Origin of the sequence: Mycobacterium sp. NS-7484, from assembly GCF_001953975.1 — a bacterium.
In the GTDB taxonomy this organism is placed as follows: Bacteria; Actinomycetota; Actinomycetes; order Mycobacteriales; family Mycobacteriaceae; genus Mycobacterium.
On the sequence record NZ_MBEJ01000009.1, the window covers coordinates 20,772 to 44,129 of the forward strand.

Below are 23,358 nucleotides of genomic sequence, written 5' to 3' on the forward strand. Positions count from 1 at the left end.
ATGGCTGTACTACACGAGAAACTGCAGGCGATCTACGAAGAAGTAGCGCAACGTAACCCCGGCGAGCAGGAATTCCACCAAGCCGTCATCGAGGTGCTGACGAGCCTCGGCCCGGTGGTGGACAAGCATCCGGACTACGCCGACGGGGCGATCATCCGCCGGCTGTGCGAGCCCGAGCGCCAGATCATCTTCCGGGTGCCGTGGCTCGATGACGCCGGCAACGTGCAGATCAACCGGGGCTTCCGGGTCGAGTTCAACTCGGCGCTGGGCCCGTTCAAGGGCGGGCTGCGGTTCCACCCCTCGGTCTATCTCGGCATCGTCAAGTTCCTCGGCTTCGAGCAGATCTTCAAGAACTCCCTGACCGGCCTTCCGATCGGCGGCGGTAAGGGCGGGTCGGACTTCGATCCCAAGGGTCGCTCGGACGCCGAGGTGATGCGGTTCTGCCAGTCGTTCATGACCGAGCTGTACCGCCACATCGGCGAGTACACCGATGTCCCGGCCGGCGACACCGGCGTCGGCACGCGTGAGATCGGCTACCTGTTCGGCCAGTACAAGCGGATCACCAACCGCTACGAATCCGGCGTGCTCACCGGCAAGGGCCTGACCTGGGGCGGGTCCCAGGTGCGCACCGAGGCCACCGGATACGGCACGGTGTTCTTCCTCGACGAGATGCTCAAGGCCGCCAGCGACACGGTCGAGGGCAAGCGCGTCGTCGTGTCAGGTTCGGGCAACGTCGCGATCTACGCGATCGAGCAGATCCACGAACTCGGCGGCATCGTCGTCGCCTGCTCGGACTCCAGCGGCTACGTGGTCGACGAGAAGGGCATCGACGTCGGACTCGTCAAGGAGATCAAAGAGGTCAAACGGGGCCGGATCGCCGACTACGTCGAGGCCAGGGCCGGGGGCGCCCGGTTCGTCGAGAACCGGACGGTGTGGGAGGTGCCCTGCGACATCGCGGTGCCGTGCGCCACGCAGAACGAGATCAACGGTGACGAGTCCGCCTACCTGATCAAGAACGGCTGCCGCTTCGTCGCCGAGGGCGCCAACATGCCGTGTTCGCCGGAGGCCATCAAGCAGTTCGCCGAGGCCGGTGTGGTGTTCGCTCCGGGTAAGGCGGCCAACGCCGGAGGTGTGGCCACCAGCGCCCTGGAGATGCAGCAGAACGCTTCCCGCGACTCCTGGACGTTCGTCGACACCGAGAAGCGGCTGCAGGAGATCATGCGCCGGATCCACAACCGCTGCCTGTCCACCGCCGAGGAGTACGGCCAGCCGGGCAATTACGTGGCCGGTGCGAACATTGCCGGGTTTACGCGGGTGGCCGACGCAATGTTGGCGCTGGGCCTGGTCTGACCCGTCAGGTGATCTAGGCCACATCCGCCCGGCCGGCTGTCACATCTCGGGCTCGTGCGGTGTCTTGAGGGCACACGCCTTGAGAGGAGACACCCAATGAGCACGCAGAACACCCACGTGGTCGTGATCGGCGGTGGATATGCCGGAGTGCTGGCGGCCAACCATCTGCACAGCACGCCCGGAGTCAGCGTCACGCTGGTCAATCCGCGACCGGATTTCGTCGAGCGGATTCGGTTGCACCAGCTGGCTGTCGGTAACCACGACGCCACCGTGGCCTACGACACCATGCTGGGCGCCGGCGTCCGGCTGCTGGTCGACGGCGCCGAACGCATCGACGCCGAGATCCGCCAGGTGCAACTGACCTCAGGTGCGGTCCTCGATTACGACTACCTGATCTACGCCGTCGGCAGTACCGCCGGAGTACCCGCCTCAGTACCGGGCGCAGCCGAATTCGCCTATCCGCTATCGGAATTCGAGCAGGCACAGCGGCTGCGGGCCCGGCTGCAAGATGTGCCGGTGGCGGCCCCGGTGGTGGTGGTCGGGGGCGGCCTGACCGGGATCGAGGCGGCCGCCGAGCTCGCCGAGGCCGGACGCAACGTCACGCTCGTCACCGACGTCGTCGGCGCCTCACTAGGGACCGGCGGCCGTCGCTCGATCGTCAAAGCGCTGACCAAGCTCGGCGTCACCATCGTCGACGGACCCGAGATCCTGGTGTCGGCGGTCGAGGCCGACGCGGTCCGGCTGGCCGACGGCAACCGGCTGCCCAGCGCGGTGACCGTGTGGACCACCGGCTTCGGCGTGCCCGGGCTCGCCGCGGCCAGCGGGTTGCGTACCGACGAGCTGGGCCGGTTGCTCACCGACGAGACGCTGACGAGTGTCGACGACGCCCGCATCGTGGCCGCCGGTGACGCCGCCGCACCGTCGAGCGTCCCGCTGCGGATGAGCTGCCAGTCGGCGGGCCCGATGGGTATCCAGGCCGCCGACACCGTGCTGGCCCGGATCGCCGGCGCCGAACCCGAGGTGATCAACCAGGCGTTCACCGGTCAGTGCGTGAGTGTCGGACGCAAGGCCGGCACCGTGCAGCTGTGCCACTCAGACGACACCCCGCGCCGCGTCTACATCGGCGGGCGCACCGGCGCATTCGTCAAGGAGCAGGTGTGCCGGGCGACCATCACCTTCCTGCGCAAGGAGGGCGTCAAGGCCGGGTCCTACTTCTGGTTCAAGGGTGACAACCGGGCCCGCCAGCTCGCCGCGGCGCAGCAGGAGAGCCTCCTCTGATGTCCACCGCCGGCGCAGGTAACTCGAACGAGCACGCGCAGCGGTTCACGCTGCTGCGGCCGCTGCTGTTCACCATCGCCTACGAGATCCTCGGAACGGCAACCGAATCCGATGACGTGCTGCAGGAGAGTTACCTGCGCTGGGCCGAGGTCGACCTGGCGAAGGTGACCGACACCAAGGCCTATCTGGCCCAGCTGGTCACCCGCCAGGCGCTCAACGCGTTACGGGCCTCCTCGCGGCGACGTGAGGAATACGTGGGCCCGTGGCTACCCGAGCCGCTGCTGCTCGACGAGCGGGACGGCGCAGCGGATGTGGTTCTGGCCGAGTCGGTTTCGATGGCCATGATGGTGGTGCTCGAGACGCTGACCCCCGACGAGCGCGCCGTGTTCGTGCTCCGCGAGGTGTTCGGCTTCAGCCATGACGAGATCGCTTCGGCGATCGGCAAATCCGCGGCGGCCGTACGGCAGATGGCCCACCGGGCCCGCGAACACGTGCAGGCCCGCCGGAAGCGATTCGAGCCCGTCGACATCGCCGAATCGACCCGGATCACCGAGCAGTTTCTGGCTGCGGCGGCCACCGGCGACATGGACGGGCTGCTGGCACTGCTGGCACCGGACGCGGTCTACACCGCCGACAGCGGCGGAAAGGCCAGTGCGGCCCGGCGCCCGGTGATCGGCGCGCAGAAGGTGGCGGCCATGCTCGTCGGACTGTTCCGGGCCGCCGACCGGATTCCGGGCCTGCGCTTCGAGATGACGGTGTGCAACGGCGAACCCGCGGTGATGATCCACAGCGACGCCGGCCGCGAGGGCGTGTTCACCGTCGAGGTCATCGACGGCAAGATCACGCACTTCTATGCGATGCGCAACCCGGACAAGCTGACCGGCGTCGACGCCCCGCGGGCCATCAGCCGCTGACTTTCCCCCTCCCGTTCTACGGCGAGCAGACGTGAACCCGCAACTTCTCGCCCGAAAAAGTACGGTTTTGCGTCTGCTCGCGGGAGGCCGCAAGCTGGTGGCATGCGGATCGAGCGGCTCGGCGCGCTGGGTGGCGCCCCGGCGGTACTGCGGGGTGTCGCCCGGGCCGCGGCCGCCGCGGGGGTGGCGCCACCGGCCGCGTTGATCGGCGACTGGTTCGGCTCGCGTGCGGTGATCGCCCCGTCGGTCACCACGGCCTCTGTGCCTGCCCACGCGGTGTTCCACGCCCCGGCCTGCGGTTCCCCCACGGACGCCGACGGGGCCGTCGGGGCCGTAGGAGGCGGCTGGTTCGGCTACCTGTCCTATCCGGACCCGGGCCGGGACGAGTCGATCCCCCGCATCCCCGAGGCCGCCGGCGGCTGGTCGGATTGCGTGTTGCGTCAAGACACCGACGGCGTGTGGTGGTACGAAAGCCTCAGCGGCGCAGGCCTTCCCGCGTGGGTGACATTGTCCACCCCGGCGCCCGAGCCGTGTACCGTCTCCTGGATCGCCCCCGACCGCGACGACCACCGCCGCGGCGTGCTGGCGTGCCTGCAGGCCATCGCCGCGGGCGAGGTGTACCAGGCCTGCGTGTGCACGCGGTTCACCGGCCGCATCGACGGAGATCCGATCGACTTCTTCACCGAGGCGGTGGCCCGCACCGCGCCGTCGCGGGCCGCGTACCTGGCCGGGGATTGGGGCGCGGTGGCCTCGCTGTCACCCGAGTTGTTCCTGCGTCGCGCCGGCACCACGGTGGCCTCGAGCCCGATCAAGGGCACCCTGCCCCGCTCGGCGGATCCGGCCGGCCTGCTGACCTCGACCAAAGACGTCGCCGAGAACGTCATGATCGTCGACCTGGTGCGCAACGACCTGGGGCGGGTCGCGGCGACCGGCAGCGTGACGGTGCCCGAACTGCTCGCGGTGCGGCCGGCGCCGGGCGTGTGGCACCTGGTCTCCACGGTCACCGCCGAGGTGCCTGCCCAGCTGCCGATCGCAGCGCTCCTGGAGGCCACGTTCCCGCCCGCCTCCGTCACCGGTACCCCGAAGCTGCGGGCCCGGCAGCTGCTGCGGCAATGGGAGCCGGCACGGCGTGGAATCTATTGCGGGACAGTCGGTCTGGCCTCGCCGGTGGCGGGTTGTGAGCTCAACGTGGCGATCCGCACCGTGGAGTTCGGCATCGACGGGTCTGCCGTGCTCGGCGTGGGTGGCGGCATCACCGCCGATTCCGACGTCGACGTGGAATGGGAGGAATGCCTGCACAAGGCATCGAGCCTCGTGAGGTCTGACACTGTGGTAGTCAATCGGGTATGACCACGCCCGCAGACATTCCCAGCACACTCAACGACTTCCCGTCGGACGCGCCGATCGTGATGGTGAACCTGCTGAAGTTCAAAGAGCCCGACGGGCTGGACAACTATCTCAAGTACGGAGCCGGGGTGGCTCCGCTGCTGGAGCGGGCCGGCGCGAAGGTGCGCTACGGCGGGTCCGCCCCCGCCGTCCTCCTCGGTGAAGACGCCAAGCCCTGGTGGGACGTGATTCTCGTCGTCGAATATCCGAGTCCGGCGGCGTTTCTGGAGATGGTGACCAGCGAGGAGTACGCAGCGGTACACGTGCACCGCGCGGCCGCGCTGGAGCGCGGGGAATTGATCGCGACGTCCAACTGGTCGGTCACGACGTAGCGCGTGCCCGCAGCACGGCGTCGTAGAGCTCGCGCCGCGACGGCGCCCCAGGGTTGGCGGCGATGACCTGAGCACAGGCGTCCTTGACCCGCGTCCCGTCGGCCACCAGTTCCTCGACCTCGGCCACCAGGGCGGGCAGTTCCACGGACGGTGTCCCACCGGCCAACACCACGGTGATCTCGCCGAGCACACCGTCGGCCGCCCACTCCGCCAGTTCGGCCAGACTGCCGCGGCGGATCTCCTCGTGGGTCTTGGTCAGCTCGCGGCACACCACGGCGCGCCGCTGCGGCCCGAGCACCTCGACCGCGTCGCGCAGCGTCTCGGCCAGCCGGCGCGGGGATTCGAAGAACACGCACGTGCGCGGTTCGGCGGCCAGAGTCTGTAGCCAGGACAGCCGGGCGGCGTGTTTGCGTGGGGCGAAACCCTCGAAACAGAACCGGTCCGAGGCCAGGCCGGACACCGCCAGTGCCGTCGTCACCGCCGATGGGCCGGGCAGGCAAGAAACCGGAAGGTCGGCGTCGGCGCAGGCGGCCACCAAGCGGTAGCCGGGGTCATTGATCAAGGGCATGCCCGCATCGCTGACCACCAGCACCGTCGCACCGGCGGCGATCTCGTCGACCAGCCCGGGCACGCGACTGGCCTCGTTCTGATCGAAGAAGCTCACGATGCGCCCCGCCGGTTGCACCCCCAGCGACTGGGCCAGCGCGCGCACCCGCCGGGTGTCCTCGGCCGCCACGATGTCACTCGTCGCCAATGCTGCGATGAGACGCGCCGACGCGTCGTCGGGGCGGCCCAGCGGCGTGGCGCCGATCAACAGTTTGCCGGGTGTCACGCCCGACAGCCTACGATCGCTTGCGTGACCGCCACCGCCACCGAAACGCCGACGGCTGGTCGCTCGGTCCCGTTGATCAGCCCCGCGCCGTTGATCCCGTCCCCGGATTTCGGCCCGACCGACCGCCTGCAGGGCTGGGTGATGACGGCGATCATCACCGCCCTGGCCGCGGTGAGCCGGTTCTTGAACCTCGGCTCGCCGACCGATGCCGGCACCCCGGTCTTCGACGAGAAGCATTACGCGCCACAGGCCTGGCAGATGCTGCACAACCACGGGGTCGAGGACAACCCGGGCTACGGGCTCGTGGTGCATCCGCCGGTCGGCAAGCAGCTCATCGCAATCGGCGAGGCGATCTTCGGATACAACGGACTGGGCTGGCGGTTCTCCGGGGCGCTGTGCGGGGTGGTGATCGTGCTGCTGGTGGTGCGGATCGCGCGCCGGCTCAGCCGCTCCACCCTGGTCGGTGCGATCGCCGGGCTGCTGCTGATCGCCGACGGGGTCAGTTTCGTCTCGGCCCGCACCGCACTGCTGGACGTGTTCCTGGTGGTGTTCGTGGTGGCCGCCTTCGCGTGCCTGATGGTCGACCGCGACGACGTCCGCCGCCGGATGTACCACGCGTTCATGGACGGACGGATCGCCGAGACACCGTGGGGTCCGCGGCTGGGGGTGCGGTGGTGGCGGTTCGGCGCCGGGGTGCTGCTGGGTCTGGCCTGTGCGACCAAGTGGTCCGGCTTGTACTTCGTGGCGTTCTTCGGCGTCATGACGCTCGTGCTCGACGCCCTCGCGCGCAAGCAGTACCACGTGCCCCAGCCGTGGAAGGGCATGCTGCGCCGCGATGTCGGCCCGGCGGCCTACGTCTTCGGGCTGATCCCGTTCGCGGTGTACCTGGCGTCCTACGGACCGTGGTTCGCCTCCGAGACCGGTGTCGACCGCCACGAGGTCGGCCAGTCCATCGGCGAGAACAGCATCATCCCGCTGCCCGACGCCGTGCGCTCGCTGTGGCATTACACCTATGCGGCATACCGTTTCCATGCCGGGCTGACCAACGCCGACGGCAATCACCACCCCTGGGAGTCCAAGCCGTGGACGTGGCCGATGTCGTTGCGCCCGGTGCTCTACGCGATCGACAACCAGGACGTGGCCGGTTGCGGCGCCCAGTCCTGCGTGAAAGCCGTGATGCTGGTGGGCACCCCGGCGATGTGGTTTGTCGCGGTGCCGGTTCTGGGCTGGGCCTTGTGGCGGGCCGTGGTGCGCCGCGACTGGCGCTACGCGGTGGTCTTGGTCGGGTATTCGGCCGGATTCCTGCCCTGGTTCTTCGACATCGACCGGCAGATGTACTTCTTCTACGCCACGGTGATGGCGCCGTTCCTGATCCTGGCGATCGCGCTGATCCTCGGCGACATCCTGCACCAGCCTAACCAGAACCCTGAGCGCCGGACGCTGGGTCTTCTGGCCGTGTGTCTCTACCTCGCGCTGGTGATCGCGAATTTCGCCTGGCTCTACCCGATCCTGACCGGCCTGCCGATCTCGCAGTCGACCTGGAACCTCGAGATCTGGCTGCCGAGTTGGCGCTAGCGCTTCTGGATTGACGGGGCCACACCGGGCCGGCGCCGGTTTCTACCTCTGGGCTGCACAACGCCGCGCACCACGACCCTCAGGTGGAAATCGGCGCGGGAGCCGGGCGAAAGCCTAAACCGGGTCCCGCGCGGCCGGGCACGACATACACCGCGGGCCGCCACGGCCGGTGCCCAGCTCCGAGGCCTCGATCTGCAGCACTTCGATGCCCGAATCAGCCAGCCGCGCATTGGTTTCGGCGTTGCGCTCGTAGGCGACGACCACACCGGGCGCCAGGGCCAGGGTGTTGTTGCCGTCGTCCCACTGCTCGCGTTCGGCGGTCACCGGATCCAGCCCCGTGTCGATCACCCGCAGCCGCTCGATGCCCATCGCCTCGGCGGCGGCCTGCACGAACGGCGCTCCGTCGTCGATCTGGATGCCCGCCTCGGTGCGGTGGATCGTGAACGCCGACAACGAGTCCACGATGTTCGGATACATCACCACCGCGTCCACGTCGACCATCGTGCACACGGTGTCCAGGTGCATCTGCGCCCGCTCCTGCTGGATCGGCACCGCGAGCACGGTATGGGCCAGGTCATCGTCGAACAGGCTGCGCGCCAAGGCTTCCGCCCCGGCCGGGGTGGTGCGCTCCCCGACTCCGACGGCCACCACGCCTGGGGCCAGCAACAGCACATCACCGCCCTCGACCGGGGCCGAACGCGACTCGTAGGCCCGCCGGACGCCGAGGAACCGCGGGTGGTGGGCATAGATCAAATCGGTCAGCGACGTCTCCCGCACCCGGGCCGGCAGCGCGAGGGAGGTGATGGCCACTCGCGGGCCGATCCAGAACGACGAGTCCCGGGTGAACAGCAGATTGGGCAGCGGATCGATCACGAAATCACCGCCGTGGTGCATGAGCCGCACCAGGGACAGCTCGGGCCCCTGAAAAGGCACCTCGTTGAACGTCATGCCGGCCATCAGGATGCGCGCCAGGTCGACTGGCGGCAAGGTGCGAAGATAGGCTGAAAGTTCCTGCGCCAGTGGCACTCCCAGCCGGCGCGCGTCGACAGCGGCCGAGATGCCGTGCATCCGGGCGGCCCCGCTGTGGGCCAGCGCCTCGGTCAGCAGATCGGCCAGCAGCATCACCTCGACGCCGCGCGAGCGCAGCACGTCGGCGAAGGCGTCATGCTCACGCTGGGCCTTGGCCACCCACGGCAACCCGTCGAACAGCAACGCATCGTTGTTGCGTGGGGTCAGCCGCTGCAGTTCGGGACCCGGGCGATGCAGGATCACGGCGCGCAGGGTGCCGACCTCGGAGTTGGAACCGAACGCCGCAGTCTCCACCCCATGACGTTAACTCAACTATGGTTGAGGTGTATGGAGACGCACGAGCTCAGCCCCGGCGAAATGTCGCAGCGCAGCGGCGTGGCGGTGTCGGCCCTGCACTTCTACGAGCGCGAGGGCCTGATCTCCAGCCGCCGGACAACGGGCAACCAGCGTCGCTACGCGCGCGAGACGCTGCGCCGGGTGGCCTTCATCCGGATGTCGCAACGGCTCGGCATCCCGCTGGCCCGGATCCGCGACGCACTGTCCTCGCTGCCCGACGACCGGGTGCCGACCAGCCGGGACTGGGCCAAACTCTCGGCCGGCTGGCGTCAGGACCTCGACGACCGCATCCTGCACCTGCAGCGGTTGCGCGACAACCTGACCGGCTGCATCGGCTGCGGCTGCCTGAGCCTGAAGACCTGCCAGCTGACCAACCCCGGCGATGTTCTCGCCGAGCACGGCCCCGGGGCCTCCCGACTCTAACCTGATCGAACGCTTGTGCGATACACTCGCGCGCATGGAGCTGGCGTTGCAAGGCTCGCTGTTCGAGCACGCAGAACGTCGTCGACTCGGCAACGGCGCCTGGGTTGAGCTGCGCTCAGGCTGGTTGCCCGATGCCGACTCGCTGTTCGAGGAGCTGATGGACACGATCCCGTGGCGCTCCGAAGAGCGGGAGATGTACGACCGGGTGGTCGCCGTGCCGCGGCTGGTGAGCTTTCACCACCTGATCAACGAACCGGTGCCCCACCCCAGGCTCAAACAGATCCGGCGCAGGCTCAACGACACCTTTGGCGGCGAGCTGGGTGAACAGTTCACCACCGCAGGTCTGTGCCTGTACCGCGACGGCAACGACAGCGTGGCCTGGCACGGCGACACCATCGGCCGCAGCCGAACCCACGACACCATGGTGGCGATCGTCGGGCTCGGTGCGACAAGGACTTTCGCCCTGCGGCCGCGCGGCGGCGGTCATGCGCTGCGGCTGCAGCACCGCCACGGTGACCTGCTGGTGATGGGCGGATCGTGCCAGCGCACCTGGGAGCATTCGATCCCCAAGACCACCAGCCTGGTCGGGCCGCGGATCAGCATCCAGTTCCGCCCGCACGACGTGCGCTGAGCGCTAGCCGCGCACGCTGGCCACCGCCTTACCGAGCAACTCGCGGGCCCGCTTCTCGTCCACCTTCGCCACCGGTTTGTCGGGCACCACCAAGGGATTGGCCGTAACGATCACCATGAAGGTGTCGAAACTGGCGACGTAGTTGTAGAGCTCGCCAGTGCGTGGCTTGCCGCCGATGACGGTCTGCACGATGCGGTGGGTGCCCACGGTGCGGGCCCCCTCGATCTGCGGGGCCTCGACCACGTCCACCTGACCGCGAACCCCCTGCCCCAGGTACTTCACCTGCTTGCAGGCCTCACCCGGATCGTTGAGCGGGATCGCCTCGGAAGTCTCCACGGCCATCACGATGAACCGGGTGCCCGCCCCCTCGGCCGTGGTGGCGGCCATGTTGCCCTTGAGCCCCTCGGGGAAGGACTGCCCCTCGGCGAACTTCGCACAGTCGGCCGGCTCGACCTTCACCCCGGGCGGCATCTTCTGCGGCGCCAGCATTTTCGGGTCGATTCCGGTCGGGGCGACATCGGTGACCTTGAACTCCGGACCGAAGTCCGAGCGCACCTTGGAGACGTTGGCGATGTCCGCGTTGGCGGACTCCGACTGATCGGATTGCCCGCAGGCGACCAATCCGGCGGCACAGACGAGGACACCCGCGGTGGCGAGCGAGACTTTGCGGTTCGACATCGCTGGTCAACTTACCCGGCGAGACCGACTCAGCCCCGTAACGCCGAAACCGTTTTCACCAGCAGGTCGGAGGTGAATGCAGAGTCGAGCGCCGGCGTCGGCGCACCCGGATCGGTGATGACGGTGACGAACACGTGGTAGCCGGCCAGATCGGCGGTGAACGTATCGGCATGCGACCGGGTCTCGGTGCCCCCTTCGACGACGGTGGTGACGGCCGTGGACATGCCCACCGTCGTCGCACCCGCGATCTGCGGGGCCGCGGCGGCGGTGACGGTTCCCGTCGAATGCCCGCCCGACACACTCCATCGGTCGCACGGCGCGGGGCCCGGCTCGCCCGGGATGCCACTGCGCTTCGCCACCGCTGCGTACACGATGCCGCCGGGACCCGACGCCGACCATCCGCGGGCGGCTTCGGTGTCGGGAGCCGCCGGCGTCGCGCACTCGGCCGGATCGGCAGCCCACTGCGGACCAAAACCCCACAGCGACACGGGGTTCGCCCGTGGCTCCAGAGCCACCACCTCATATCCGGGCGGCAGGTCGTATCGCACCCGGTCGATGCGGGCCGGGTTCACTGCCACGGCGTCGCCGCGCGACGGTGCCGGCGAGGACGTCGGCGTCGGTTCCGGCGTCGGGGCCGCCCCGCACGCCGCCACGCTCAGTGAAAGAGCCGCCCCGACGATGTAAAGCCGCACGGCGCCTTGATACCACAGCTCTCACCAGGGCCGGGGCAGGGCATCGCCTGGAATCACCGAACACTTGCCTGCGCAACAGGACGCCGCCGGGAACTGCGTCTTTCCCCAGCCGAGGCGCAGGTGAACGTTTATCGTGCCATCAGTTGCGCCTCACCGTGGCGTCCAATCGATTGGAGACCGATGACCACGTCACTGAGGGCAGGCGGAATCCCCGTCGCCGCCGTCGCGTTGGGGGTCATACTCGCCGGGTGCGGCGCGAAGACCGTCGAGGGCAACGCGACCGGGGCCGGTGGGGCCACCGAGACCAGCGAGACCAGTGTCGAGCCCACCAAGACCACGGCCGACGGCACGTCCACCCCGACAGCAGGGCATCAGTACACGATCGTCGACTACATCCGCGACAACGGCATCGTCGAAACCCCGGTGCACCGAGGCGACCCGGGCACACCGGCTTTGGAGCTGCCGATCCCCGACGGTTGGGAGGACGCCAGCTCGTCGGCCCCCGATTGGGCTTGGGGCGCAATAGTATCCACCGACCCGGCGTACGCCGACGATCCGCCGTCGATCATCGCATTGATGTCGAAGCTGACCGGCGACGTGGACCCGGCCAAGATCCTGGAGTACGCGCCGAACGAGATCAAGAACCTGCCGGGATATGAGAACCAGGGCGACGGCTCAGCCGGTGAACTCAGCGGGTACGAGGCGTTCCAGATCGGCGGCACGTACGTCAAAGACGGCGCCACCCGGCTGATTGCACAGAAGACCGTGGTGATCCCCGGCTCCGACGGGTTGTTCGTGTTGCAGTTCAACGCCGATGGCACCGAGGAGCAGATGGGCACGCTGATGGATGCCACCTCCGCGATCGACGAACACACCGTCATCACCCCGTAGCGACGTCCTCACTGGCTCACCGCCCGGATCACCTGCCGCGTAGCGTCTTTGATCTGCGCGGCCAACGCAGGATCGATGCTCAACGAATCGACCGGGGGCACCGCGACGTCGGTGAGCACCACGCCCAGATCCTCGCGTTCCCACACCGCCCCGAGCCGGTCCAGGATTCGCCGCATGGCGTAGTTGTCGCTCAACACCCGCGCGGTAAACCGTTCGATTCCAAGGTAATCCGCCGACACCACTAGGGCGCTCATCAGGAAGGTGCCGATGCCGCGGCCCTGGTAGTCGTCCCCGACGGTGAATGCCACCTCCGCCGTCGTCGCGGCGTGCCCTTCCCGCACCACCCGGGCATCGGCGACGACTGGTCCCAACGCGCCCTCGGTCATCACCCAGACGAAGTGATCGGCGTAATCGACCTCGAACAGGTACTCCAGCAGCGCCTTGGTCGGCTTGCGCACGGATTGGAACCGCCGGTAGAGGGTCTCGCTGGAGAACTCGACCGGTCCGTTCATCGTCCGCTCCACGTCACCGGGCAGCACGGGTCGTAGATAGAACCAGTCACCGCCGCGCACCTGCACCGGGATGGGCGTGATGAACGCCGCCAACCGCTGGCGGGCGATGCGCACCATCCGGTCGAACATCCCGGGCAGGTGCAGGATGGTTTCGAAGGCGTCGCGATCGCCGATCCACCCGGTCACCGGTTCGATGGCCGTCACGGTGGCTGTTCGCGCGGCATCCCGCAGTAGGGCGATCTCACCGACGATCAGGCCGGGCTCCAGCTCGGCGACGACGGCGTGGCCGTCGGGCCCGTCATGGACGACCTGCGCCCGCCCGGACGCGATCAGCATGAACGTCAGGGCCGGATCACCCTGGCGGATCAGCACCTGGCCCGGCGCGGCCGACATCGGCCGCAGCAGCGCGGCCAGGGGCGCCAGCACGGATGGCCGGCATCCGGCGAAGAATTCCAGCGCCGCCAGATCGTCGGCACTGATCTCGGTCAGATCGGCCACGTCTCCCAGGCTACGACGCAGGGCGCAGGCTCAGTCAGGGCTTGGCGAAGCCGGCCTGCCCGAGCGCCTTCTGACCCGCCTCCCCGGTCACCAGGTCGACGAAACGCCGCGCCTGCTCGGCCTGCTCGGACTGCTTGAGCACCGCGATGGGATAGGTGTTGACGGCTTGGGCGGCCTCGGGGAATGCCACGCTGGTGACCTTGTCCCCGGCGTCGGCCGCGTCGGTGACGTAGACCAGGCCGGCGTCGGCCTGTCCGCTGGTCACCTTGCCCAGCACGTCGGTGACCGAGTTCTCCTCGCTGACCGGCGACAGCGTGACCCCGGTGGCCTTCTCGACCTTTTCGGTGGCGCCGCCACAGGGCACCGGCGGGGCGCACACCACCACGCTGAGCCCCGACTGGGCCAGATCGGCAAATGCCTTGATGCCCTTGGGGTTTCCCGGCGCCACGGCGATGGTGAGGGTGTTGGTGGCGAAGTTGACCGGCGTACCCTCGACCAGGCCTGCGGCCACCGCCTTGTCCATGTTCCGGGTGTCGGCGGAGGCGAACACGTCGGCGTCGGCGCCCTGGGTCAGCTGGGTGACGAGGTCCGACGATCCGGCGAACGAGAATTCGACCGAGGCGCCGGGGTTATCGGTTTCGAACTGTTCGGCGATCTCGGTGAAGGCCGATTTCAGTGAAGCGGCCGCGAACACCGTGATCGTCGCGCCCTCTGGAGACGAGGCGTCCTCGGCGGACGTACAGCCACCGATCAGGGCCGTCACCGTCGCTACACCGAGAACGAGGGCGAGCTTGCGGGTTCGGATCATGATTGCCCTTTCGGGGTTTCGACGATCACCGTCGTGGCCTTGACCACCGCGACCGCGACGCTGCCGGGTTCGAGGCCGAGTTCACGCACCGCCTGACTACTCATCAGCGACACCACGGTGAACGGACCACATTGCATTTCGACCTGGGCCATCACCTGATCGGTGAGGACGTCGGTGACCAGGCCGACGAAGCGGTTGCGCGCCGAGCTGCCGATGCCCAGCGGATCCTTGGGTGCCGCAGCGGTATTGGCGCGGGCGAAGGCGGCCAGTGCAGCGCCGTCGATCACCTTGCGCCCGGAGTCGTCGAGATGGGCCGGCAGCGACCCGTCGTCGATCCAGCGCCGCACGGTGTCGTCACTGACGCCCAACAGTTCGGCCGCCTCGCGGACCCGGATGTCTGGCACGTCGACAGCGTATCGGCCGGATATCCCCCAAACAACCGTAAACACGGAGAATTAGCCGCCCCTGAACCGCATTTGCGGTCTTGACCGCCCAGGTGGCGGACTGCTAAGCAGGTGCTCAGCATTCGACGACGAAGGGAACCATATGGCACTGCAGACGGTTTTGGAAGAGCTCCGCAACCGGCCCGGGACCGGCGAGACCATTCCGGTCATCGACCCCGCGACCGAGGAGCAGATCACCGAGTTCCGAGACTGCGGGAGCGACGCGGTCGACGAGGCCGTGGCCGCCGCGAAGGCCGCCTATCAATCCGGGGTGTGGACCGACATCCCCGCCCGCCAGCGCGCCAAAGTGCTGTGGAAGCTGGGCGATCTGATCGACGAGCACGCCAAGGAATTCGCCGAGCTGGAATCGCTGGACGCCGGGATGCCCCCGATGCAGGCCGAGATGATCGTCTCCACGTGTGCGGAGTTCTTCCGCTACTACGCCGGCTGGTGTACCAAGCTCAACGGCAGCAGCTACCAGGTGCAGATGGAGGGCGGCGTCAACAGCAACTACTCCAACCTGCACGCCTACACCACCAAAGAGCCGTACGGCGTGGTCGGCCTGATCTACCCGTGGAACGGCCCACTGTTCAACGCCTGCGCGAAGATCGCCCCGGCCCTGGCCGCCGGTTGCTCCAGCGTCGTCAAGCCCGCCGAAGAGACCCCGCTGTCGGCGGTGCTGCTGGAGCGGCTGATCGGTGAGGCGGGCGTGCCCGACGGCGTGGCGAACTTCGTCATCGGCTACGGCGCGACCGCGGGGGCCGCGATCACCGCGCACCCCGACGTCGAGAAGGTGGCTTTCACCGGCTCGACCGAGGTCGGCAAGCAGATCATGCGGGACTCGGCGGACAACCTGAAGAAGGTGACCCTGGAGCTGGGCGGTAAATCCCCGGTGCTGATCTACGAAGACGCCGACCTCGACATGGCGATCATGATGGCCTCGATGGGCATCTTCGTGCACTCGGGGCAGGGCTGCGTGTGCGGGTCACGAATCTTTGTGCAGCGCAGCGTCTATGAACGCGTCGTACAAGGTATCGCGATGATCGGAGACAACTTGGTGCTGGGCGGCCCCAAGGACGAGGGCGCCATGATCAGCCCGCTGGTCAGCCAGAAGCAGCTCGACCGCGTGCTCGGCTACATCGAACAGGGCAAGCGCGACGGCGCCGAAATCGTCTCCGGCGGTTACCGATTGGACCGCAAGGGCTACTTCGTCAAGCCCACCGTGGTCACCAACGTCGACCCGACCACCAGCCGCCTGTACAAGGAGGAGATCTTCGGTCCGGTCGTCACGATCCTGCCGTTCGACGACGACGATGAGGCCGTCGCGATGGCGAACGACACCAGCTACGGTCTGGCTGCCACCGTCTGGACCACCAACCTGGCCCGTGCGCACAGCCTCGGTAAGCGTCTGCAGGCCGGCATGGTCGGGCTGAACTGCCAGCTGACCTTCGACCACAACGTGCCGTTCGGCGGCTACAAGCAGTCGGGCATCGGAAAGGAGTTCGGTTACGAAGGCATCGACGGCTATCTCAAGACCAAGTCGATCTGGGCGCAGCTGTAGACCGGCCGGATCACACCGCGATACCTCACACCGAAAATGAGACGTCGGCGAGCTCGAGGGCCTTGTCCTCGAGCCGCTGACCCAGATAGATGTCGGCCTGGGTGAGCCGCTCGGAGTACCACCGGATGTCCTCGGCGTGTTCCCGCGAGGCCGTGTACCTGGTGGCCAGCGTGGTCACATCGATGCGACGGGTGTCACGCACCTTCAGATCCTCGGACACATGAAACCCGTCCGCCTCGGCCGCGGCGATCGCGTCGAGCACCTGCGCCACGGCCAACCGGATGTCCCGGCAGCCGTTTTCGGCGATCTCAGCGGCCTCGCGCTGGATATCCCCCTGCTTGCGCACCACCGCGGCATCGGTGGACACCCGCTCGCGCGCAGCTTCGCTGGCCGCTCCGGACCACTCCGACCCCCCGGGTGCGCACATGTTCTGCCGATGCCATTCGAACAGTTCCTCGGACTCGGCGGCAGATTGCCGCCAGCGGGACGCTGCCTCCGCGAGATACGTTGTGTCCCAACCCTCTAGCTGGGAACGGGTCAGCACTTCACTCATCGGTTCGGTGGCAGCAACGTAGCTCACATCGACTCCGCCACGCCTCCGGCGGACTGTTCGTCGATCGCGTCATATCGACCGGCGGCGGCAGACAAATCTCCAGCCTGCGCACTGACGCGTCCCGACTGCATGGTGCGCACAGACACCACCGCGGAATCCATCGCCGCTACCCCGCTGGAACTCGGGTAGCCCCCGGTGCCGGGCCCGGCCGGCGCTGCCGCCAATTCGACAGCAATCATTTCGCTGCTAGTGGCCCCCGCACGAAGCGCCCCCGGGTCCACTCTCAGATCGTTTGCCATAGCAATCCCCCAACTGGCCAATCTGCACCCCGAGGCTAACCGATTTGGCTCCACTTTTTTTGAAGTCGGCCGAGGGGCTGAGCAAGTATGCCATTGGGGACTGGCACCGACAACGACCGGGTACGACTCCTACCGGCCATCCGTTGGCCATCAACCGGCCATCGTCAAGCCCCCACGGACACTGAGTACTTGGCCAGTGATGAGGCTGGCATCGTCTGATGCGAAGAAGAGCACAGCCTTGGCGACCTCCTCCGGTTCCGCGAGCCGGCGGAACGGGATGGCCCTGATCAGGCCCTCACGAACCTGGTCCGGCAGCGGCACGAACATCGGCGTGTCGGTCGGTCTGGGGCAAACACACCCGCCCGGCATCGCTGGCAATGTTGATGATCTTTGCCGTGGCGCCGGCGTGTCAGAGCGCGTCGCGACGCCGGCCCGATCTTCGAGCAGTCCGCGGCCTACGAGATGTTGACCTTCCTGGGCCCCGATGTCGTGGAGGGCTATACCGCCCTGCGGGAAAAACGCCCGCCGCAATTCCCGTCGGCGCAGGACTGAGTGGAGCGGGATCCATCCCCGCACATTTGTATTCGTTTGTATTACAATGTTTCGGTGGGCCACGAGCTGTTCGATCTGCCACTCGCCCCGTCCCGTAACGGCGACCCCAAGCGATGCCGGCCCATCGGCTGCTATCAAGCGTCCAAATATCTCGCTGACGAATACCGGAGAGACAGATGACTCAACCCATGAATCCCGACGAGGAATACGAGTTCTACGCGCAATCAGAGAATCAGGAACCTCAAGGACCGGGACGCCGCCGGCTCACTTCCACCGTGCCAGTTCGCTTTCCACCTGAACTCCTGGAACAGGTGCGTGCTGCCGCGGCGGCCGACGACCGCTCTGTATCGTCCTGGATCCGCCGTGCGGTCGAGCACGAGCTGCGCCATCCCGCTTGATTCGCAGCTCACCTCGTCACGTCGCGCCGATCACCGAGAGCAGTTGCAGCTTCTCGTAGCTCTCGCTTCCCGGCGACGCGGTGTAGACCAACAGCGTGTGGGACTGGTCGGGGTCGAGCAGGATTTGGCAGTTGAGTTCGAGACGGCCGACCTCGGGATGGCGATAGCGCTTGACATCTCGGGGCCTGATGCCGATTTCGTGCTCATCCCATAACCGCCTGAACTCCTCACTCTCGGCGGTGAGCAGTTCGGCGTATCGCGCAGCCTTGGACTCAGGCCCCCGCAGCGTCAGCACACCCCGCAGCCCGGAGACGTACATCCGCGAGTAGAACTCATGGTCTTCGGGCGGATAGATGACGCGGGTGGCCGGGTCGGTGAACCACCGGTACCCGATGCTGCGCGCCGGGCCGGTGTAGCGGCAGAGGTCGCCGACGAGTGCCACACCGAGCGGGGTCTGCCGTAGCGTCTCCCCCAACTCGGTGACGATCTCGGCCGGAGTATCGGTGAGCCGGTCGAAGATTCGCAGCATCCCGGGGCCGATGTGATCCGTGCCCGCGCTGCGCGTCGGCGGTTGGTGCCCGGCCAGCCGGAAGAGATGGTCACGCTCGTCGAGTGACAGATGCAGACCTTGCGCGATCGAGGCGATCATCTGCTCCGAGGGCTGCGGGCCGCGCTCCTGCTCCAACCGCGAGTAATAGTCCGTCGACATGTGGCACAGCGCGGCGACCTCTTCCCGCCGCAGCCCGCTCGTACGGCGACGTTGCCCACGGGGCAGTCCGACGTCCTCGGGCTGTAGGGCCCCGCGACGCCGGACGAGGAACTCCGCCAGCCCGGCCCGATCGATCATGTCTGCCATTTTCGCCCGGGCCGCTTCGCTCAGCCACGGATCGTCAGACCGTGGTTACCGCGGCGCCCGGTCGGCAATCTCGAGTCATGCCACACGACTACGACATCACGATCGGCGACCTGACCGGAAAGCGGGCGGTGGTGACCGGCGCGAGCGACGGTATCGGCCTGGGCATTGCGACGCGGCTGGCCGCGGCCGGCGCCGACGTCGTCATGCCGGTGCGGAACCCGACCAAGGGCGAGGCGGCTGTCGCCAAAATTCGGCAGCAGCATCCGCAGGTCAAGCTCACCCTCGAGGCACTCGACTTGTCTTCGCTGGCCTCGGTGGCCGCGCTCGGTCAGAAACTGTGTGCCGAGGGCGCACCGATTCACATCCTGGTCAACAACGCCGGGGTGATGACGCCGCCGGATCGGCAGACCACGAAAGACGGATTCGAGTTGCAGTTCGGCACAAATCATTTGGGCCATTTCGCGCTCACCGGCCACCTGCTGCCCCTGCTCAAGGCCGGCCGGGCCCGGGTGACGTCGCAGACCAGCGTCGCCGCCCGTAGCGGCGCCATCAACTGGGACGATCTGAACTGGCAGCGGTCCTACGACGGCATGGCCGCCTACCGACAGTCCAAGATCGCAGTCGGGCTATTCGGCCTGGAACTCGACCGTCGCAGCACGGCCGCGGGTTGGGGGATCACCAGCAACATCTCTCATCCTGGCGTGGCGCCGACGAGTCTGCTGGCGTCCCGCCCGGAGGTGGGCCGCGCCGAGGACACCGTCGGCGTGCGGCTGATCCGGTGGCTTTCCGTGCGCGGCCTCGTCGTCGGCACCGTGGACAGCGCGAAGCTCCCCGCGTTGATGGCCGCCACCTCGGGTGAGCCGGGAGGCTATTACGGACCAAAGTGGCCGGGGCACGTCGGCGGTCCGCCCGGTGCGCAGAAGCTCTGGAAGCCGCTGCGGGACAACACGGGCGCGGCCCGCCTCTGGACTACCTCCGAGGAGCTCACGGGTGCCGCGTTCGTGTGAAGCTTCCGATGCCACTTTCGTCACAGCGCCACAGAAATGGCATCGAGACCTAAGTCGAGGAAACCCGACTGCGCGCCACCTGCGCCGCGCCGTTGCCCGTGATCAACCACAGCGTCGTGAGCTGGACGATGAACTCGTCGAGCGTCAGCCGAACGCCCCCGTTGACGAATTGGAGGATGGCATCGGCCGTCCCGCCGACGATGAAGGCCGGCGCCACCTTGGCCAGCGGATCTTTCTCCAACTCGACGCCGTGCACGGTGCGTCCGTGATCGATCAGCACGGATGTGAGCCGGTGCATGACGCCCGCGCGGTGGGCATCCAGCTCAGGTGAGGCCGCGACGCCGCCGAGCAGAACGCGAGCCCGGCGTGGGTCGTCGACCAGCGCTCGTACCGCGGCGGTCACACTCGCCAGGGCCTGGGCTTCCAGGGGCTCCTGCGAGGCGGCGTCCGCCGCGGCCACAGTGACACTGCGCACCCGGTCGGCGATGTCGTCGACGACGGCAGTCGCCAGGGCGTCGAGGTCAGCGAAGCTCTCGTAGAAGTACCGCTTGTTGAGATTGGCCGCGGTGCAGAGCTTCTCGACCGTGGCGCCACGCCAGACGTTTTGCGCCATCACGTCCATCGCCGCATCGAGCAGGCGCGCGCGGCGTTGGGCGCGACGAGCCTGGGCGGACTGGCCCCCGTAGGCACGTTCGGTCGTTGACACCACCCCGACATTCTGGCACGGTTCTGTACCAGATGGTTACCCCGGGGAGGACGCCATGGAACTCTGTTCGCCGGCACACGCGCACCGCCTCCAAACCTTGGGCGCGGCCGTCACCTCCAGATTCCCCAGCGGCGAGCACCCACTGGCCCCGCCGCCACGGGGCTCGAACCTCAAGCCCGTGATGGGCAACTACGGATTCCCGTTCCTCGGCCACGTGCTGAGCTCACTGGCCGACCCGCTGTCCTTCGCCCGCGACCGCTACGAGCGCTACGGGCCGGTGTCCTGGGCCGGCGGGGTCGGCTTCCGCGTCGTCGGCCTCATGGGTCCCGACGCCCTCGAAACCGCCTGGGTCAACCGGGACAAGGTGTTCTCCAGCACGCGCGGCTGGGCGCCGGTGATCGGGCCGTTCTTCCATCGCGGAATGATGTTGCTGGACTTCGACGAACACCGCGACCACCGGCGCATCATGCAGCAGGCCTTCACCCGCAGCGCCCTGGACGGGTACCTGGATTTGATGCGGCCCAGCATCGATCGCACGTTGCACGATTGGCCGTCGACGCAAGGCTTTCCGTTCTACCCCTCGATCAAGCACCTGCTGCTGGAGCAAGCCGCGGAGGTGTTCGTCGGTACCCATCTCGGGCCCGAGTCCGATCAGCTTTCGGCGGATTTCCACGACACCGTCCGCGGCGGGCAGGCCCTCATCCGCGCCGACGTGCCCGGCGGAGTGTGGGCCAGGGGCCTACGGGCCCGCGAGCGGCTCGAGCGCTATTTCGCCGAGCAGGTTCCCAACCGTCAGCGTGGCGAGGGCAGCGATTTGTTCTCGATGCTGTGCCGCAGCGAGGATGAGGACGGCGCCCGGTTCACCCCGGCCGACATCGTCAACCACATGATCTTCCTGCTGATGGCCGCACACGACACCACCGCGATCGCGCTGTCCATGCTCACCTACGAGCTGGGCCGGAACCGGCAGTGGCAGGACGCGCTTCGCGACGAGGCGATCGGCCTGCCCAACGACAGCCCCACGGTCCTCGACTTGGAGGCCTACCCTCTGCTCGATGCCGCGTTCAAAGAGACCCTTCGGATGTACGCCCCGGCGGGCGCACTGTTCCGCCAAACCATCCGCGACACCGAGATCCTCGGCCACTTCGTCCCCCGCAAAACCCAGGTCGCGATCAATGTCTATGCCTCCATGCGGCTTTCCGACTGGTGGCCTGAACCCGACACGTTCAACCCACAACGGTTCGTGAACAACGCCGCGTCGCGCGCCGCGGTAAGCCGCTACGTGTTCGCGCCGTTCGGCGGTGGGGCGCACAAGTGCGTCGGGCAGCAGTTCGCCGACATGACGGTGAAGACCACGATGCACCAGATGCTGAGGCGGTTCGAGTGGAGCGTGCCCGACGACTACCGGCCTCAGCTGACCTGGGGCACCGGGCCGACGCCGGCCGACGATCTGCCGATCACCTTGCGGGCGCGGAGATAAGCGTCAAATGAGCCCCCACGTCGCTGCAGAGATCCATTGAAGCGTTCGGCGTTCGGTCTTGACCGAACACCGAACAGCTGTGCTGAGGCGAGATGGCCGCGCTGCGAGTGCAGAATTCGACATGCTGCGGCGGCGGGTCAACGTGTCTGGCTCGGTCACCGAGTCGGGCGGGCTCGTGTGGGGCACACCCAAGACGTGGGAGCGCCGCAGTGCGCCCTTTCCCGCTGCGTTGGCCGACGATCTGGCCGCGCTCATGGTCGGCAACCGCCGCGACGGTGTGGTGTTCACCAACCATCGCGGCGACGTGTTGCGCAATTCAAACTGGCGGGCACGGGTGTTCGCGCCAGCGGTCGCAGCGTGCCAGTCGACTGACAAGACGTTCCCGATCATGACGCCGCATGATCTGCGACATACGGCAGCGTCGCTGGCGATCAGCGCTGGCGATCAGCGCTGGCGCCAACGTGAAGGCCGTCCAACGAATGCTTCGTCACGCCAAAGCGTCGATGACCCTCGACACATATGCCGACCTGTTCGATACGGATCTCGATGCCGTGGCGGTCGATCTGGACAGCGCAATTCGGGCCGCTGCGGGAAAACCCCGCGCGCAACGCGCCTCCCAACGCTAACGTTCCCGTGCGTGCTCAATGAGACGTGGGTGGACCAGTACAAGCGCCTGCATCGGTCCTACGCACTGCTTTGTCGTGTAGCCGACCAGAACAACACGGAGCCCGAACTTCACCAGCCAGATAATGCGCGTGACGCCTTCTACCACTTTTGTTGTGACGTCTTCCATTTGAAGGACTGGATCATCGAGTGCGAACAAGTGAGCAGTGGTGTGCGCAGCGCGGCGAGGGACTTCCTCCGGAAGAACCGCCCTGAGATCCCCGAGTCAGAGGCAGCACTCGCTGCATGTGCCGACATCGCGAACGCATCGAAACACCTGAAGTTGAATCACGGGAGTTACACCCCGGGTGGGCCCGCTGAGCCAACCAAGCAAGTTCAGGGTGCCACGTTCCCGATGAAGCTGCCGTTTCACTTCTCCGCCAACCACTGGAGGATCAGAGTGGGTGAGGACGAGCGCGACGCGCTCGAGCTGGCGACCGAAGCTGTCGCAGCCTGGGACCGCTGGCTGCATGAGTACGGGCTGTTGCCGCTAGCGGAATGAGTCGGTTCGCAGATCGCTGCGTACCCAACGCATCCCCGGCGACGAAGCGCCCCAGTTAACGAACAAAAAAACCGCTGTTGCCAGCGGTTTTATTTGTGGAGCTAAGGGGAATCGAACCCCTGACCTTCTCGATGCGAACGAGACGCGCTACCAACTGCGCTATAGCCCCTGAT

General features: G+C 67.4%; 26 protein-coding genes, 1 tRNA gene and 1 pseudogene. 15 read left to right on the forward strand and 13 right to left on the reverse strand.

The window, feature by feature from the left end; all coding sequences use genetic code 11:
- The 5 genes from gdhA (at position 1) to A5733_RS01850 (ending at position 5,260) form a co-directional block, all read left to right on the forward strand.
- Positions 1-1,350, forward strand: coding sequence for an NADP-specific glutamate dehydrogenase (gene gdhA / locus A5733_RS01830; RefSeq protein WP_076238859.1), 1,350 nt, complete (start codon positions 1-3; stop codon positions 1,348-1,350).
- A gap of 96 nt (positions 1,351-1,446) precedes the next feature.
- The gene (locus A5733_RS01835; RefSeq protein ID WP_076238860.1) at positions 1,447-2,628 is read left to right on the forward strand and encodes an NAD(P)/FAD-dependent oxidoreductase; all 1,182 of its coding nucleotides are present in this window, start codon (positions 1,447-1,449) and stop codon (positions 2,626-2,628) included.
- Positions 2,628-3,542, forward strand: coding sequence for an RNA polymerase sigma-70 factor (locus tag A5733_RS01840; RefSeq protein ID WP_076238861.1), 915 nt, complete (start codon positions 2,628-2,630; stop codon positions 3,540-3,542). Before A5733_RS01835 ends, A5733_RS01840 begins: the two co-directional genes overlap by 1 nt.
- Before the next feature lie 102 nt (positions 3,543-3,644).
- Positions 3,645-4,892, forward strand: a complete 1,248-nt coding sequence (locus tag A5733_RS01845; RefSeq protein ID WP_076238862.1) for an aminodeoxychorismate synthase component I — start codon at positions 3,645-3,647, stop codon at positions 4,890-4,892.
- The gene (locus A5733_RS01850; RefSeq protein WP_076238863.1) at positions 4,889-5,260 is read left to right on the forward strand and encodes a DUF1330 domain-containing protein; all 372 of its coding nucleotides are present in this window, start codon (positions 4,889-4,891) and stop codon (positions 5,258-5,260) included. Before A5733_RS01845 ends, A5733_RS01850 begins: the two co-directional genes overlap by 4 nt.
- Here A5733_RS01850 and rsmI read toward each other — a convergent pair.
- Positions 5,250-6,092 (reverse strand): 16S rRNA (cytidine(1402)-2'-O)-methyltransferase, encoded by an 843-nt coding sequence (rsmI, locus tag A5733_RS01855; protein ID WP_076238864.1) that lies wholly within the window; start codon positions 6,090-6,092, stop codon positions 5,250-5,252. The two genes, A5733_RS01850 and rsmI, sit on opposite strands and share 11 nt — an antisense overlap.
- Positions 6,093-6,116: 24 nt before the next feature.
- Here rsmI and A5733_RS01860 point away from each other — a divergent pair, with 24 nt between their 5' ends.
- Entirely contained in the window at positions 6,117-7,667 is a 1,551-nt protein-coding gene (locus tag A5733_RS01860; protein ID WP_076238865.1) for a dolichyl-phosphate-mannose--protein mannosyltransferase, read from the forward strand.
- Between the two features lie 114 nt (positions 7,668-7,781).
- Here the strand turns inward: A5733_RS01860 and arcA are convergent, their stop codons facing one another.
- Entirely contained in the window at positions 7,782-8,990 is a 1,209-nt protein-coding gene (gene arcA, locus A5733_RS01865) for an arginine deiminase (RefSeq protein ID WP_067771327.1), read from the reverse strand.
- Between the two features lie 33 nt (positions 8,991-9,023).
- On the opposite strand from arcA, the gene soxR reads away from it, so the two are divergent.
- A complete protein-coding gene (gene soxR / locus A5733_RS01870; protein ID WP_067771330.1) occupies positions 9,024-9,455 on the forward strand; it encodes a redox-sensitive transcriptional activator SoxR in 432 nt (143 codons plus the stop codon).
- A gap of 34 nt (positions 9,456-9,489) precedes the next feature.
- Positions 9,490-10,086, forward strand: a complete 597-nt coding sequence (locus tag A5733_RS01875) for an alpha-ketoglutarate-dependent dioxygenase AlkB (protein WP_067771332.1) — start codon at positions 9,490-9,492, stop codon at positions 10,084-10,086.
- A gap of 3 nt (positions 10,087-10,089) precedes the next feature.
- On the opposite strand, the gene A5733_RS01880 is transcribed toward A5733_RS01875, so the two are convergent.
- Together A5733_RS01880 and A5733_RS01885 are read right to left on the reverse strand one after the other, a co-directional pair.
- Positions 10,090-10,764, reverse strand: coding sequence for a DUF5642 family protein (locus tag A5733_RS01880; RefSeq protein WP_067771334.1), 675 nt, complete (start codon positions 10,762-10,764; stop codon positions 10,090-10,092).
- A gap of 29 nt (positions 10,765-10,793) precedes the next feature.
- Positions 10,794-11,456 (reverse strand): DUF5642 family protein, encoded by a 663-nt coding sequence (locus A5733_RS01885; RefSeq protein WP_076238866.1) that lies wholly within the window; start codon positions 11,454-11,456, stop codon positions 10,794-10,796.
- A gap of 180 nt (positions 11,457-11,636) precedes the next feature.
- On the opposite strand from A5733_RS01885, the gene A5733_RS01890 reads away from it, so the two are divergent.
- Positions 11,637-12,347, forward strand: a complete 711-nt coding sequence (locus tag A5733_RS01890; RefSeq protein ID WP_076238867.1) for an LpqN/LpqT family lipoprotein — start codon at positions 11,637-11,639, stop codon at positions 12,345-12,347.
- 8 nt (positions 12,348-12,355) lie between these two features.
- On the opposite strand, the gene A5733_RS01895 is transcribed toward A5733_RS01890, so the two are convergent.
- From A5733_RS01895 to A5733_RS01905, 3 genes are read right to left on the reverse strand one after another with little or no spacing between them, the layout of a single operon-like run.
- Positions 12,356-13,357 carry a GNAT family N-acetyltransferase gene (locus A5733_RS01895; protein WP_076238868.1) on the reverse strand — a complete coding sequence of 334 codons (1,002 nt, stop codon included), beginning with the start codon at positions 13,355-13,357 and terminating at the stop codon, positions 12,356-12,358.
- A gap of 34 nt (positions 13,358-13,391) precedes the next feature.
- A complete protein-coding gene (modA, locus tag A5733_RS01900; RefSeq protein ID WP_076238869.1) occupies positions 13,392-14,165 on the reverse strand; it encodes a molybdate ABC transporter substrate-binding protein in 774 nt (257 codons plus the stop codon).
- Entirely contained in the window at positions 14,162-14,569 is a 408-nt protein-coding gene (locus A5733_RS01905) for a molybdopterin-binding protein (protein ID WP_067771344.1), read from the reverse strand. The genes modA and A5733_RS01905 overlap by 4 nt, the downstream gene beginning before the upstream one ends.
- Before the next feature lie 142 nt (positions 14,570-14,711).
- Between A5733_RS01905 and A5733_RS01910 the strand changes: the two genes are divergently transcribed.
- Entirely contained in the window at positions 14,712-16,169 is a 1,458-nt protein-coding gene (locus A5733_RS01910; RefSeq protein WP_076238870.1) for an aldehyde dehydrogenase, read from the forward strand.
- Positions 16,170-16,194: 25 nt separating this feature from the next.
- Here the strand turns inward: A5733_RS01910 and A5733_RS01915 are convergent, their stop codons facing one another.
- From A5733_RS01915 to A5733_RS01925, 3 genes and pseudogenes are all read right to left on the reverse strand, one after another.
- Complete coding sequence (locus A5733_RS01915) at positions 16,195-16,749, reverse strand: hypothetical protein (protein ID WP_231965747.1); 555 nt, start codon at positions 16,747-16,749, stop codon at positions 16,195-16,197.
- On the reverse strand, positions 16,746-16,961 hold the full coding sequence (locus tag A5733_RS01920; RefSeq protein WP_231965748.1) for a hypothetical protein: 216 nt from the start codon (positions 16,959-16,961) through the stop codon (positions 16,746-16,748). Before A5733_RS01920 ends, A5733_RS01915 begins: the two co-directional genes overlap by 4 nt.
- 210 nt (positions 16,962-17,171) lie before the next feature.
- A pseudogene (locus tag A5733_RS01925) lies at positions 17,172-17,378 on the reverse strand (SDR family oxidoreductase); the annotation flags it as partial.
- Positions 17,379-17,411: 33 nt separating this feature from the next.
- Between A5733_RS01925 and A5733_RS26905 the strand changes: the two are divergent.
- On the forward strand, positions 17,412-17,573 hold the full coding sequence (locus tag A5733_RS26905) for a hypothetical protein (protein ID WP_231965749.1): 162 nt from the start codon (positions 17,412-17,414) through the stop codon (positions 17,571-17,573).
- Positions 17,574-17,749: 176 nt separating this feature from the next.
- Entirely contained in the window at positions 17,750-17,971 is a 222-nt protein-coding gene (locus tag A5733_RS01930; RefSeq protein ID WP_076238871.1) for a YlcI/YnfO family protein, read from the forward strand.
- A gap of 16 nt (positions 17,972-17,987) precedes the next feature.
- On the opposite strand, the gene A5733_RS01935 is transcribed toward A5733_RS01930, so the two are convergent.
- Positions 17,988-18,818, reverse strand: a complete 831-nt coding sequence (locus A5733_RS01935) for a helix-turn-helix transcriptional regulator (RefSeq protein ID WP_076238884.1) — start codon at positions 18,816-18,818, stop codon at positions 17,988-17,990.
- An 86-nt stretch (positions 18,819-18,904) separates the two neighbouring features.
- Between A5733_RS01935 and A5733_RS01940 the strand changes: the two genes are divergently transcribed.
- Positions 18,905-19,834, forward strand: a complete 930-nt coding sequence (locus A5733_RS01940; protein WP_076238872.1) for an SDR family oxidoreductase — start codon at positions 18,905-18,907, stop codon at positions 19,832-19,834.
- A 49-nt stretch (positions 19,835-19,883) separates the two neighbouring features.
- Here the strand turns inward: A5733_RS01940 and A5733_RS01945 are convergent, their stop codons facing one another.
- A complete protein-coding gene (locus A5733_RS01945) occupies positions 19,884-20,543 on the reverse strand; it encodes a TetR/AcrR family transcriptional regulator (protein WP_076238873.1) in 660 nt (219 codons plus the stop codon).
- 52 nt (positions 20,544-20,595) lie between these two features.
- Between A5733_RS01945 and A5733_RS01950 the strand changes: the two genes are divergently transcribed.
- Positions 20,596-22,020 carry a cytochrome P450 gene (locus tag A5733_RS01950; protein WP_076238874.1) on the forward strand — a complete coding sequence of 475 codons (1,425 nt, stop codon included), beginning with the start codon at positions 20,596-20,598 and terminating at the stop codon, positions 22,018-22,020.
- Positions 22,021-22,141: 121 nt separating this feature from the next.
- Entirely contained in the window at positions 22,142-23,185 is a 1,044-nt protein-coding gene (locus A5733_RS27805; protein WP_233152593.1) for a hypothetical protein, read from the forward strand.
- 96 nt (positions 23,186-23,281) lie between these two features.
- Here the strand turns inward: A5733_RS27805 and A5733_RS01965 are convergent.
- Positions 23,282-23,354: transfer RNA gene (locus A5733_RS01965), tRNA-Ala, on the reverse strand.
- Positions 23,355-23,358 lie beyond the last annotated feature (4 nt).

Bases quoted from the DNA above. Each gene is read 5' to 3' on its own strand.
- A5733_RS01840 (WP_076238861.1), top strand. From the start codon at position 2,628: ATGTCCACCGCCGGCGCAGGTAACTCGAACGAGCACGCGCAGCGGTTC.
- A5733_RS01950 (WP_076238874.1), top strand. From the start codon at position 20,596: ATGGAACTCTGTTCGCCGGCACACGCGCACCGCCTCCAAACCTTGGGC.
- A5733_RS01940 (WP_076238872.1), top strand. From the start codon at position 18,905: ATGCCACACGACTACGACATCACGATCGGCGACCTGACCGGAAAGCGG.
- A5733_RS27805 (WP_233152593.1), top strand. From the start codon at position 22,142: ATGCTGCGGCGGCGGGTCAACGTGTCTGGCTCGGTCACCGAGTCGGGC.
- A5733_RS01930 (WP_076238871.1), top strand. From the start codon at position 17,750: ATGACTCAACCCATGAATCCCGACGAGGAATACGAGTTCTACGCGCAA.
- A5733_RS01890 (WP_076238867.1), top strand. From the start codon at position 11,637: ATGACCACGTCACTGAGGGCAGGCGGAATCCCCGTCGCCGCCGTCGCG.
- gdhA (WP_076238859.1), top strand. From the start codon at position 1: ATGGCTGTACTACACGAGAAACTGCAGGCGATCTACGAAGAAGTAGCG.
- A5733_RS01875 (WP_067771332.1), top strand. From the start codon at position 9,490: ATGGAGCTGGCGTTGCAAGGCTCGCTGTTCGAGCACGCAGAACGTCGT.
- soxR (WP_067771330.1), top strand. From the start codon at position 9,024: ATGGAGACGCACGAGCTCAGCCCCGGCGAAATGTCGCAGCGCAGCGGC.
- modA (WP_076238869.1), bottom strand. From the start codon at position 14,165: ATGATCCGAACCCGCAAGCTCGCCCTCGTTCTCGGTGTAGCGACGGTG.
- A5733_RS01935 (WP_076238884.1), bottom strand. From the start codon at position 18,818: ATGATCGATCGGGCCGGGCTGGCGGAGTTCCTCGTCCGGCGTCGCGGG.
- A5733_RS01920 (WP_231965748.1), bottom strand. From the start codon at position 16,961: ATGATTGCTGTCGAATTGGCGGCAGCGCCGGCCGGGCCCGGCACCGGG.
- A5733_RS01845 (WP_076238862.1), top strand. From the start codon at position 3,645: ATGCGGATCGAGCGGCTCGGCGCGCTGGGTGGCGCCCCGGCGGTACTG.
- A5733_RS01910 (WP_076238870.1), top strand. From the start codon at position 14,712: ATGGCACTGCAGACGGTTTTGGAAGAGCTCCGCAACCGGCCCGGGACC.
- A5733_RS01835 (WP_076238860.1), top strand. From the start codon at position 1,447: ATGAGCACGCAGAACACCCACGTGGTCGTGATCGGCGGTGGATATGCC.
- A5733_RS01880 (WP_067771334.1), bottom strand. From the start codon at position 10,764: ATGTCGAACCGCAAAGTCTCGCTCGCCACCGCGGGTGTCCTCGTCTGT.
- A5733_RS01850 (WP_076238863.1), top strand. From the start codon at position 4,889: ATGACCACGCCCGCAGACATTCCCAGCACACTCAACGACTTCCCGTCG.